The organism is Curtobacterium sp. VKM Ac-2889 (assembly GCF_015350855.1).
Classification (GTDB): domain Bacteria; phylum Actinomycetota; class Actinomycetes; order Actinomycetales; family Microbacteriaceae; genus Curtobacterium; species Curtobacterium poinsettiae.
On record NZ_JADKSC010000003.1, the window covers coordinates 45,539 to 57,320 of the forward strand.

9 protein-coding genes are annotated in these 11,782 nt (G+C 70.5%); 4 read left to right on the forward strand and 5 right to left on the reverse strand.

The annotated features are described in order from the left end of the window. Nucleotides 1-21 precede the first annotated feature (21 nt). Complete coding sequence (locus ITJ50_RS10465; protein WP_194590456.1) at nt 22-3,798, forward strand: AAA family ATPase; 3,777 nt, start codon at nt 22-24, stop codon at nt 3,796-3,798. A 98-nt stretch (nt 3,799-3,896) separates the two neighbouring features. On the opposite strand, the gene ITJ50_RS10470 is transcribed toward ITJ50_RS10465, so the two are convergent. Continuing rightward, nucleotides 3,897-4,055, reverse strand: a complete 159-nt coding sequence (locus tag ITJ50_RS10470; protein ID WP_017888269.1) for a hypothetical protein — start codon at nt 4,053-4,055, stop codon at nt 3,897-3,899. Between the two features lie 107 nt (nt 4,056-4,162). Continuing rightward, the gene (ftsY, locus tag ITJ50_RS10475; RefSeq protein ID WP_017888268.1) at nt 4,163-5,032 is read right to left on the reverse strand and encodes a signal recognition particle-docking protein FtsY; all 870 of its coding nucleotides are present in this window, start codon (nt 5,030-5,032) and stop codon (nt 4,163-4,165) included. 217 nt (nt 5,033-5,249) lie between these two features. Here ftsY and ITJ50_RS10480 point away from each other — a divergent pair, with 217 nt between their 5' ends. After that, nucleotides 5,250-6,275 carry a TerC family protein gene (locus tag ITJ50_RS10480; RefSeq protein ID WP_017888267.1) on the forward strand — a complete coding sequence of 342 codons (1,026 nt, stop codon included), beginning with the start codon at nt 5,250-5,252 and terminating at the stop codon, nt 6,273-6,275. Between the two features lie 79 nt (nt 6,276-6,354). Here ITJ50_RS10480 and lipA read toward each other — a convergent pair whose 3' ends face one another. Both lipA and lipB read right to left on the reverse strand, forming a co-directional pair. After that, on the reverse strand, nt 6,355-7,338 hold the full coding sequence (gene lipA / locus ITJ50_RS10485; RefSeq protein WP_194590457.1) for a lipoyl synthase: 984 nt from the start codon (nt 7,336-7,338) through the stop codon (nt 6,355-6,357). After that, entirely contained in the window at nt 7,335-8,066 is a 732-nt protein-coding gene (gene lipB, locus ITJ50_RS10490; protein ID WP_194590458.1) for a lipoyl(octanoyl) transferase LipB, read from the reverse strand. Before lipB ends, lipA begins: the two co-directional genes overlap by 4 nt. An 84-nt stretch (nt 8,067-8,150) precedes the next feature. Here lipB and ITJ50_RS10495 point away from each other — a divergent pair, with 84 nt between their 5' ends. Together ITJ50_RS10495 and ffh are read left to right on the forward strand one after the other, a co-directional pair. Beyond that, on the forward strand, nt 8,151-8,801 hold the full coding sequence (locus tag ITJ50_RS10495) for a hypothetical protein (RefSeq protein ID WP_194590459.1): 651 nt from the start codon (nt 8,151-8,153) through the stop codon (nt 8,799-8,801). Between the two features lie 44 nt (nt 8,802-8,845). Continuing rightward, nucleotides 8,846-10,396, forward strand: a complete 1,551-nt coding sequence (gene ffh / locus ITJ50_RS10500; protein WP_017888263.1) for a signal recognition particle protein — start codon at nt 8,846-8,848, stop codon at nt 10,394-10,396. Nucleotides 10,397-10,601: 205 nt separating this feature from the next. Here ffh and ITJ50_RS10505 read toward each other — a convergent pair whose 3' ends face one another. Further along, a complete protein-coding gene (locus ITJ50_RS10505; RefSeq protein ID WP_175470751.1) occupies nt 10,602-11,741 on the reverse strand; it encodes a glutamate--cysteine ligase in 1,140 nt (379 codons plus the stop codon). Nucleotides 11,742-11,782: the final 41 nt, after the last annotated feature.

Below are 11,782 nucleotides of genomic sequence, written 5' to 3' on the forward strand. Positions count from 1 at the left end.
ACCTGAGCATCCGGAGACCGCATGTACTTGAAGAGCCTGACCATCAAGGGGTTCAAGTCCTTCGCGCAGCCGACGACGTTCGCGTTCGAGCCGGGCGTGACGTGCATCGTCGGCCCGAACGGCTCCGGCAAGTCGAACGTGGTGGACGCCCTGGCCTGGGTGATGGGGGAGCAGGGGGCGAAGACCCTGCGCGGCGGCAAGATGGAGGACGTCATCTTCGCCGGCACCTCCACCCGCGGTCCGCTCGGTCGCGCCCAGGTGCTGCTGACCATCGACAACAGCGACGGCCTGCTGCCGATCGAGTACTCCGAGGTGACGATCGCGCGCACACTGTTCCGCAACGGCGGCAGCGAGTACGCCATCAACGGTGAGAACTGCCGACTGCTCGACGTGCAGGAGCTGCTGAGCGACACCGGCCTGGGCCGTGAGATGCACGTGATCGTCGGGCAGGGGCAGCTCGACAAGGTGCTGCACGCCACGCCGGAGGACCGCCGCGGCTTCATCGAGGAGGCCGCGGGGATCCTGAAGCACCGCCGCCGCAAGGAGAAGACCCTCCGCAAGCTCGACGCGATGCAGACCAACCTGACCCGCTTGTCCGACCTGGCCGGTGAGATCCGGCGGCAGCTGAAGCCCCTCGGGCGACAGGCCGAGGTCGCGCGCAAGGCCCAGTCGGTCGCCGCGGTCTTCCGCGACGCCAAGGCCCGCATCCTGGCCGACGACGTGGTGCGCCTGCGCCGCGAGCTGCACGACCACCAGGAGGTCGAGGCCGGCCGCAAGTCCGAGCGCATCGTCCTGACCGAACGGCTCGACCAGACCCGGGTGCGCCAGCAGCACGTCGAGCAGAGCATGGTCGGCGACGACGTCGACTGCGCCCGCACCGTCGTGCACCGGCTCGAGAGCGTGCAGGAGCGCCTCCGCGGCCTGTCGAGCCTGGCGAACCAGCGCCTGATGTTCCTGGCGCAGCAGGCCGACGCCCCGCAGCAGGGCCCGACCGTCACCCAGGAGCAGGTGGACGGGGTCCGCGCCGAGGCCGATCGCCTCGCGGCCCGTGCCGACGAGATGCAGGGCGGCTCGGCGACGACGGCCCGTGCCGTGCAGGACGCCCGGGTCGCCCTCGACGCCCTCGACGAGCGGATCGCCGCGCAGGCCGCCCGGGTCTCGCAGCACGACCTCGAGGCGCAGCGGCTCGCCAGTGCCGTTGACGTCGCGCGGTCGAAGCGCGGTTCCGCCGTCGCCGACCGTGAACGGCGGGAGCGGGCTCTCGCCGAGGCCGGGGAGCGTGCCGAGCGTGCTGCGGCGGCCCTCGCCGAACTCGGGGTCGACCCGTCCGAAGGTGTCGACGAGGCCGCACTCGCGCAGACCCTCGAGCAGGCGCGTGCCGAGCTCGAACGGGCACAGAGCGCGCGCGACGAGCAGCGCGACCGGCTGCACGCCCTCGAACGCGAGCGGGACGCCCTGGACGCCCGGGTCACCGCGCTCGGCATGTCGATCGAGGTCCGTGACGGCTCGCAGGCCCTGATCGACGCCGGCCGCGCGGGCATCGTCGGTCGCCTGGCCGACAGCCTGACGGTGTCCCCCGGGTTCGAGGCCGCGATCGCCACCGCGCTCGAGGGCCTCGCCGACGCCGTGCTCGCCGACGGCCGCGGTGTGGCGCTCGACGCCGTCGACCACGCCCGTGCCGCTGACCTCGGCCGGATCGACGTCGTCGTCGCGGACGCCGCATCCGTCTCCACCGCTCTGCCCGCGACCCTGCCGGCCGGCGTCCGCCGTGCCACCGACCTGGTGCAGGGACCGCCGGCGCTCGCGTCGATCCTGCGCGACACGCTGGTCGCGGAGACCGACGACCTCGACCTGGAGGCGGTGCTCACCGCCGCCCCGCAGGCCACGGTGGTCACGCGGTCCGGCGACCTCGTCCGTGCGGTCCGCGTGACCGGCGGCGGGGAACGCGTGACCTCGCGCATCGAGCTCGTCGCGGAGCGCGACGACGCCGTGACCCGACGCGACGCGATCGCGACCGACGCGGAGGACGCCGCCACGGGCCTCCAGGCCGCGCGCAGCGCCGTCGAGGACGCACGCCGTCGTGCGGACGAGGCCGACGCGGCATCCCGGGCGTACACGCGGGCGAAGGCCGAGTACGACCGCACGAGTGCGTCGACGCGGGCGAAGGCGGAGAACGCCGCGGCCGAGGTCGAGCGGCTGCGCGCCGCGCTGGCGGAGACCGACGGTGCCGTCGAGACCGCCGAGGCGGCGCTGGCCGAGGCCGAGTCGGCCCACCGGACCTTCACCGAGCAGGACCGCCCCGTGGTCGACGCGTCCGAGCGCCCCGCGCTGCAGGACGCGCTCGAGGCCGCGCGCGCCGCCGAGGTCGAGCAGCGCATCCAGGTCGAGACCGTGCGCGAGCGGGTGCGCGCCGAACGGAACCGCGCCGACCAGCTCGAACGCCAGCTGGAGGCCGAGCGTGCCGCCGCTGAGGAAGCCGCGCGGCTCGCGGTGATCCGCCGCGGACAGATCCGCACCGCCGAAGCCGTGCTCGCCGACCTGCCCGGGGTGCTCGGCGCGGTCGACCGTTCGCTGGCCGAGGCGCGGGTGCAGCTGGCGACCGAGGAAGCCGAGCGGTCGAAGCGCAACACCGAGCTGCAGACGATCCGCAACGAGGAACGTGAACTCCGCGACCGCCTGCAGACCATCACCGACGGCGTGCACTCCCTCGAGATGGAGATCTACGAGAAGAAGCTGCACGTCTCCGGCGTCCTCGACCGGGCGCAGAGCGAGCTCGGGCTGACCGAGGCGGTACTGGTGGCCGAGTACGGGCCGCACGTGCCGGTGCCGGTCGACGTGCTCGTGGACCCGCGGGTGCTCGCGCGGAAGCACCGCGAGGCGGAGCGCGCAGCGGCGGCCGTCGCCGCCGACGCCGCGGGCGTGCCCGAGCCGGACCGCGCGGACGCGCACGAAGACGCAGACGCAGACGCAGACGCCGAGATGAGCACCGACGACGGCACTGACGAGCCGGCCGACGACCTGGCCCTCGTCGAGCCTGCGTCCACCCTGCCCGGCGGCCCCGCCCTGCCCGAGTTCGACACGACCGACGAGATCGACCCCGCCGACGTCGAGACCGTCCCCTACGTCCGCGCCGAGCAGGAGCGCCGGCTCAAGGCCGCCGAGCGCGACCTCGGGCAGCTCGGCAAGGTGAACCCGCTCGCGCTCGAGGAGTTCCAGGCGCTCGAGCAGCGGCACGCGTTCCTCGCCGAGCAGCTCGAGGACCTGCAGAAGACCCGGACGGACCTGCTGACGATCATCGACGAGCTCGACACGAAGATGCAGACGATCTTCGAGTCCGCGTTCAACGACACGAAGGAAGCGTTCGACGTCATCTTCCCGATCCTGTTCCCGGGCGGATCGGGGTCGATCAACCTGACCGATCCGTCCGACCTGCTGGGCACCGGGATCGACGTGCAGGTGAAGCCCGCCGGCAAGAAGATCGACCGCCTGACGCTGCTGTCCGGCGGCGAGCGGTCGCTGGCTGCGGTGGCGCTCCTCGTCGCGATCTTCACCGCGAGGCCGTCGCCGTTCTACATCATGGACGAGGTCGAGGCGGCGCTCGACGACGCCAACCTCGGCCGTCTGCTGACCGTGTTCGAGCGCCTGCGCGAGTCGTCGCAGCTCATCGTCATCACGCACCAGAAGCGCACGATGGAGATCGCGGACGCCCTGTACGGGGTGTCGATGCGGCAGGACGGCGTCTCCGCCGTCGTCGGGCAGCGGGTGCAGAAGCGCGAGCCGGCGGACGCGGTCGCGTAGGCGCCCTGGTCGCGACTCGACGACAGACAGGAGGCGAGGTGCCAGCCGGCACCGCGCCTCCTGTTCCGTCAGGTGCGTCCGGACAGGACGCCGGGTCGCTACGCGCGACCGCGGATCGTCCGGAGCAGCCAGCCGATGATCCCGAGCAGGATGAGCACGATGCCCACCCAGAGCAGGAGCTTCAGGGCGCCGACGAAGATGCCGCTGAAGAGCAGGACGAGGCCGACGATGATCGCGATGATCAGCAGTGCGGGCATGAGGGTCTCCTATCCCTGGAACGAGACCGAGCAGATGCCCGGACCAGAACGGGACGCTACTCCTCGGCGCGGCATCGCGTTCGGTCGTCCGGCGGGGCCGCGCCCGCTCAGCCGACGAGGTTCTGCACGAACACGTGCGGCGTGAAGCCCGTCAGGTCGTTGATGCCCTCGCCCTGGCCGATGAGCTTGATCGGGATGCCGGTCTTCTCCTGCACGCTGAGCACGAAGCCGGCCTTGGCCGAGCCGTCGAGCTTCGTGATGACGAGGCCGGTCACGCCGGCGCCCTCGATGAAGGCCTGGGCCTGGGCGAGTCCGTTCTGGCCGGTCGTCGCGTCGAGGACGAGCAGGACCTCGCTGATCTCGGTCTGCTTCTCGACGACGCGCTTGATCTTGGTGAGCTCGTCCATCAGCCCGGCCTTGGTGTGCAGGCGCCCGGCGGTGTCGATGACGACGATCTCGGTCTGGTCGCGGATCGCCTTCTCGACGGTCTGGTACGCCACCGATGCGGGGTCCTGCCCGGGCTGCGACGGACGGACGACGTCGACCCCGGCGCGCTGGGCCCAGGTGGCGACCTGCTCGACCGCCGCGGCGCGGAACGTGTCCGCCGCCCCGACGAGCACCGTGCGGTCGTAGGTCTTCAGGAACTTGGCGAACTTGCCGATCGTCGTGGTCTTGCCGACGCCGTTCACCCCGACGACGAGCACCACGGCGGGCCGCGCGCTGAGCTTCAGGGTGGTGTCGAGCTTGGAGAGCCGTTCCTCGAGGACCTCGCGGAGCATGCGCTGCAGGTCGGCGGGGTCGGTCGTGCCGTACCGGTCGACGCGGGCGTGCAGGTCCTCGATGATCTCCTCGGAGATGTCCGGGCCGAAGTCGGCGCCGATCAGGGCGGTCTCGAGGTCCTCCCACGTGGTCTCGTCGATCGTCTTGCGCTGGAAGAGGCCGCGCAGCCGTGTGGACAGTGACCAAGAACTCGCCATGCTCCCAGCTTAGAGCGCGGCGCATGTCCGCTGTGCCCGGTATGCTCGGGGACACGAAGGGGAGTATTCCCTCTCGGTGACCCCGTCAGTACGGTCCGGAACGATCCGGCCCCGGGGCGCCGGTCGTGCTGCACCGGTTCCGGTGCGGGGCGACGGAAGAGACCTTCAGGCCTCGGCGTACCCGCACACCAGTGGCACGCCCTACCTGAAGGAAACCGTGGACGTCCCACTCTTCGTCTGGCTCATCACGATCGCCGGCATCCTCGCGCTGCTCGTGTTCGACTTCTACTCGCACGTGCGCACGCCGCACGTGCCCCACATCCGCGAATCCGCGTTCTGGTCGGCCTTCTACATCGGCCTGGCCATCCTGTTCGGCATCGGGATCCTGGTGTTCGGCGGCGGACAGGCCGGTGGTGAGTACTTCGCCGGCTGGCTGACCGAGAAGGCGTTGTCGGTCGACAACCTCTTCGTCTTCCTCATCATCATGTCGAGCTTCGCCGTGCCGAAGGAGTTCCAGCAGAAGGTCCTGCTGGTCGGCGTCGCGATCGCGCTCGTCGCCCGCGGTGTGTTCATCGCCCTCGGCGTCACGATCATCGAGAACTTCTCGTGGGTCTTCTACCTGTTCGGTGCGCTGCTGTTCTGGCTCGCCTGGTCGCAGGCCCGCAGCGGCAACGACCACGGCAACGAGGGCGATTCGCGGCTCATCCGGATCCTCAAGCGCTTCATCCCGACCTCGGACCACTACGACGGTGACCGCCTGACCACCCGCGTCGACGGCAAGCGCCTGTTCACCCCGATGCTGCTCGTCATGGTCGCCATCGGCCTCACCGACGTGCTGTTCGCGCTCGACTCCATCCCCGCGATCTTCGGGCTGACGCAGGACGCCTTCATCGTGTTCACCGCGAACGCGTTCTCGCTCCTCGGGCTCCGGCAGCTGTACTTCCTGATCGCCGGTCTGCTCGAGCGCCTCATCTACCTGGGTCAGGGCCTGGCCGTCATCCTGGCGTTCATCGGTGTGAAGCTCGTCTTCCACGCCATGCACGTCAACGAGCTGCCCTTCATCAACGGTGGCGAGCACATCGAGTGGGCGCCGGAGATCCCGATCTGGTTCTCGCTGGGCTTCATCGCCCTGACGATCACGGTCGCGACGATCGCCTCGCTCGTGGTCTCGAAGCGCCGCCAGGAGCGCGGGCTCACCCCGTCGGGTGAGCCGAAGGAGTCGGTGGAAGCCGACGCGAAGTAGTCGTCACCACCTGACGGACGCCAGGCGCGGTGCCAGCCGGCACCGCGCCTGGCGTCTGTCCGGAGCGTCGCCCGGAGCGTCAGACGGCCTGGCGACCGGGGGTCGCGTCGAGCAGGTGGGCCAGGTGCTCGGGAACCGAGCCGCCGCGCGCCACCGTCGCCCGTGCCCACAGCCGGCCCGCCCGGTACGACGACCGGACCAGCGGCCCGGCGAGGACCCCCGCGTAGCCCATCTGCTCGGCGAGCTGGCGGAGCTCGACGAACTCCGCAGGGCTGACCCAGCGCGCGACCGGCAGGTGCCGCGGTGACGGGCGGAGGTACTGCGTCAGCGTGATGATGTCCGTGCCGGCGTCGTGCAGGCGCTGCAGGGCGTCCTCGATCTCGATGCGCTCCTCGCCCATGCCGAGGATCAGGTTCGACTTCGTGACGAGTCCGGCGTCGCGGCCCTGGGTGATGACGTCCAGGGAGCGTTCGAACGTGAACGCCGGTCGGATCCGCTTGAAGATCCTCGGGACGGTCTCGACGTTGTGCGCGAAGACCTCGGGGCGGGCGTCGAACACCTGGCCGAGCTGGTCCGGCCGGCCGTTGAAGTCCGGCACCAGGATCTCGACGCCGGTGCCGGGGGAGTGCTCGTGGATCTGCCGGATCGTCTCGGCGTAGAGCCAGGAGCCGCCGTCGGGCAGGTCGTCCCGTGCGACGCCGGTCACCGTCGCGTACTTCAGGCCCATCGAGATGACGGAGTCCGCGACCCGGCGGGGCTCGTCGCGGTCGAGCGGTTCCGGCTTGCCGGTGTCGATCTGGCAGAAGTCGCAGCGGCGGGTGCACTGCGATCCGCCGATCAGGAACGTCGCCTCGCGGTCCTCCCAGCACTCGAAGATGTTCGGGCAGCCGGCCTCCTGGCAGACGGTGTGCAGCTGCTGGTCCTTGACCAGGGCGGACAGTTCGCGGAACTCTGGGCCCTGCGTGGCGCGGGTCTTGATCCACCCGGGTTTCGTCTCGATCGGGGTCTCGGCGTTCCGGGCCTCGACCCGGAGCATGCGGCGGCCTTCGGGGGCGAGGGTCATACGAGGGTCTCCTGTCGGGCGGGCGCGGTGCTGGTGCTCGTGCTGGTGCTGGGGGTTGTCGTGCTGATCCGGTGGCCGCGGTGCATGCCGTCGACGGCCTGTTGGACGCCGTGCGCTACCAGGGGTGCGAGGTCGTCGACGGTCACGGGAGCGAGCCCCAGGTGCGCCGCGGCGGCGCGCAGCGTCGTGACCCCGGCGTCCGCAATGCCGCACGGGACGATCGCTCGGTAGGCGTCGAGGGCGTTGTCGCAGTTGATCGCGATGCCGTGGCTCGTCACGCCCTCGGCGACGTGCAGCCCGATGGCGCCGATCTTGGCGGCGGGGGAGCCGTCCGCGCTCGGCACCCATGCGCCGCTGCGCCTGGCGACCCGTTCGGCGTGCACTCCGACGGCGGCAGCAGCGTCGATGATGACCTGCTCCAGGTCGCGCACCCACGCGACGACGTCGAGGGGTTCGGCGAGTCGGACGATCGGGTAGGCGACGAGCTGCCCCGGGCCGTGCCAGGTGATGCGGCCGCCGCGGTCGGTGTCGACGACGGGGGCACCGTTCGTCGGCAGGTCGGATGGTTCGGTGCGGCGTCCGGCGGTGTACACGGACGGGTGCTCGCACAGCACGAGGGCTCCGGGGGAACGGCCTGCGACGACGGCGGCGTGCAGGTCCCGCTGCAGAGCGAGACCGTCGGCGTAGTCGAGCAGCCCGGGGTGGTGCACGATCTCGAGTTCCGGCATGCGGCGAGCGTACGACAGTTTCTGGACGGCGTCCAACAACTATCCTCTTGACCTCAACTATGGTTGAGATAGTCCGATGGGGACATGGACATCCGCCAGGTACAGCTCGCCACCCGATCGCTCGACGACACCGCCCGGTTCTACGAACGGCTGGGGTGTCCGGTCGAGATCGTCGACGCCGCGGTGCGCGTCGTCGTGGGGTCGTCGCTCCTCCTGTTCCGTGAACTGCCCGAGATGACCGGAGCCCTGCACCTGGCGATCACGATCCCCACCGGGACGTTCGACGCGGCCAAGGTCTGGATCGCCGGACTGACGACGGTGCTCGGTGCCGATGACCAGGACGAGTTCGAGGGGCCGCCGAACTGGAACTCGCGGTCGGTCTACTTCGAGGGGCCCGACGAGCAGCTCCTCGAGCTCATCGAGCGGCGGGACCTGCCCGCAGATGCGGGCGAGAACACGGTCGTCCCGCTCGTCTCCATCAGCGAGGTCGGCGTCCCCGTCCCCGACGTCCTCGGCGCCGTCGATGCCCTGCGACGCGCCGGTCTCGAGCCCTACGCGAACCCGCCGGGGGAGTCCTTCGCCGCGGTCGGCGACGTGGACGGCCTCGTGATCCTGGTGTCGCCCGACCGGCGCTGGTTCCCGACCGGTGACCGGAGTCCGTCGAGCGCGCCGGTGATCGTCGACCTGGGCCTCGGGGCACCGCTCGAACTGACCGAGGGTGTCCTCCTGCGGTGAACGGACCGGTGCGGCCTGCGCGAGCCTTGTAGAATCGACGGATCATGGCGCAATTCGGCTCACTCTCCGATCGGCTGACCGAGACCTTCCGCAATCTGCGGAGCAAGGGTCGGCTGACTCCGTCCGACGTCGACGGCACCGTCCGCGAGATCCGGCGGGCCCTCCTCGACGCCGACGTCGCGCTCGAGGTCGTCAAGGCGTTCACCGCCTCGGTGCGCGAGCGTGCCCTCTCCGACGAGGTCAACCGCGCGCTCAACCCGGCGCAGCAGGTCGTCCAGATCGTCAACGAGGAACTCGTCGGCATCCTCGGCGGGCAGCAGCGACGGCTCGAGTTCGCGAAGAAGCCGCCGACGGTCATCATGCTCGCGGGTCTGCAGGGTGCCGGTAAGACGACCCTGGCCGGCAAGCTCGGCAAGTGGCTCAAGAAGGACGGCCACACCCCGATGCTCGTCGCGGCGGACCTGCAGCGACCGAACGCCGTGCAGCAGCTGCAGGTCGTCGGCGAGCAGGCCGGCGTGCACGTCTTCGCGCCCGAGCCCGGCAACGGTGTCGGCGACCCGGTCAAGGTCGCCAAGAACGCCATCAAGGCCGCGATCGACCAGCAGTACGACACCGTCATCGTGGACACCGCCGGTCGTCTCGGTGTCGACGCCGAGCTGATGAAGCAGGCCGCGAACATCCGCAAGGCCGTCGACCCGGACGAGGTCCTGTTCGTCATCGACGCGATGATCGGTCAGGACGCCGTCAACACGGCCCGCGCGTTCCAGGAAGGCGTCGACTTCACCGGTGTCGTCCTGTCGAAGCTCGACGGTGACGCCCGCGGTGGTGCTGCCCTGTCGGTGGCCAGCGTGACCGGCCGCCCGATCATGTTCGCGTCGACGGGTGAGTCGCTCGACGACTTCGAGCCGTTCCACCCGGACCGCATGGCGAGCCGGATCCTCGACCTCGGCGACATCCTGTCCCTCATCGAGCAGGCGCAGGGTGCCTTCGACGAGGAAGAGGCGCGCAAGGTCGCGGACAAGATCGCGACCGACAACTTCACGCTGAACGACTTCCTGCAGCAGATGCAGCAGCTCCGCAAGGCCGGCTCCATCAAGGGCATGCTCGGCATGCTCCCGGGCGCCAAGGGCATGCGCGAGGCGCTCGACAACTTCGACGAGCGCGAGATCGTCCGCACCGAGGCGATCATCCAGTCGATGACGCCCCAGGAGCGCGAGCTCCCGAAGCTGCTGAACGGTTCGCGTCGTCTGCGCATCGCGCGCGGCGCCGGATCGACCGTCACCGAGGTCAACGCCCTGGTAAACCGGTTCGAGCAGGCCGCCAAGATGATGAAGACCGTCGCCCGCGGCGGCGTGCCGCAGATGCCGGGCATGGGTCCGATCCCGGGCATGCACGGTGGCAAGAAGCAGCAGCAGGGTGGCAAGAAGAAGTCGAAGGTCGGCAACCCGGCCAAGCGCGCGGCCCTCGCGGCGGGTGCCGCGGCTGCACCGCAGCAGGCCCCGCAGGGCTCCGGCCTCGGCCTCGGTGGCGCCAAGGGTTCCAAGGCGCCGACCGAGGAAGAGCTCGCGTCGCTGCAGAAGTTCCTGGGTCGCTGACGCGGCTCGCGATCGCGACCACCTGACGGACGGGCGCGCTCCGCTCAGCGTGACGCGCCAGCGGCACGCGGGGCGCGCTGACCGAGCCTGCGAGGGAGGGGAGCCAGCTGGCACCGGGCCTCCCGTCCGTCGTCCGGTCGCGTCGCGACGTTCCTTCCCATCGCACGGCCGATTCGACCAGGTACACCCGGTCCGGGTGGGTGCGTCAGAGCGCGTCGCGGAACTCCGTGACCAGGTGGCGGACCACCGCGCGCAGGTCGCCGCCGTTCTCGCGCGCGACCTGCAGCTGCCGCTGGTACGAGGCGCCGCGCTCGATCATCGTGTCGAGGTGGTGCAGTTCGTCCTGGCAGCCGAGCCGCTCCGCGATCGGGTCGAGCCGCTGCACCAGGTCGTGCACCTCGTCGGTCACGAGCCGCTCGTCACCGGCGACGTTCGTGATGATCTCGGCCTCCATGCCGTAGCGGGCCGCGCGCCACTTGTTCTCGCGGATGAACCACGGCTGCATCGTCGGCAGGGTCTCACCGGCGTCGAGCCGGTCCGAGCACGCGGTGACCAGGCACTGCACCAGCGCGGTGACGGCACCGACCTCGTGCAGGGTCGAGATGCCGTCGGACACGCGGTTCTCCAGGGTGCCCCAGCCGGGCGAGGGGCGGATGTCCCAGCGCAGGTCCTTCACGCTGTCGATGACGCCGGTGTGCGTGAGGTCGCCCACGACCTCCTCGAAGTTCGCCCAGGCACCGAGCTGCGGTGGGAGTCCACCGGTCGGGAGCTGCTGGAACATGAGCGCACGGTTCGAGGCGTACCCGGTGTCGGTCCCGCCCCAGAACGGGCTCGACGCCGTGAACGCCTGCAGGTGCGGGACGTACGCGAGCATCGCGTTCATGATCGGGACCGCCTTGTCGCGGTCGTCGATGCCGACGTGCACGTGCACTCCCCAGATGAGCATCTGGCGTCCCCACCAGCGGGTGCGGTCGATCAGGGTCGTGTAGTGCTCGCTGTCCGGGGTGATCTCCTGCTGGTCCCAGACGGCGAACGGGTGCGTGCCGGAGCACATCACCTGGGCGTCGAGCGGTTCGGCGGCGTCGATGACCTCGCCGATGATGCCGGACAGCTCGCTCGTCGCCGCACCCACCCGATCGTGGACGCTCGACACGACCTCGACCGTGTTGGTCAGCAGCTCCTCGGTGACGCGGTCGGGGTCACCGAGCCGCTCGTGCACGGCGGCGATGACGGCGGGGGCGCGGGGCGCGAGGTCGCCGGTCGACAGGTCGACCAGCGGGAGTTCCCACTCGACGCCGATGGTCGACGGGCGGGACTCGGTGAAGCGGATGTCCATGCCGTCCATCCTGCCCGGAACGTTGTCGGACACGCACAACGATCCGTCCG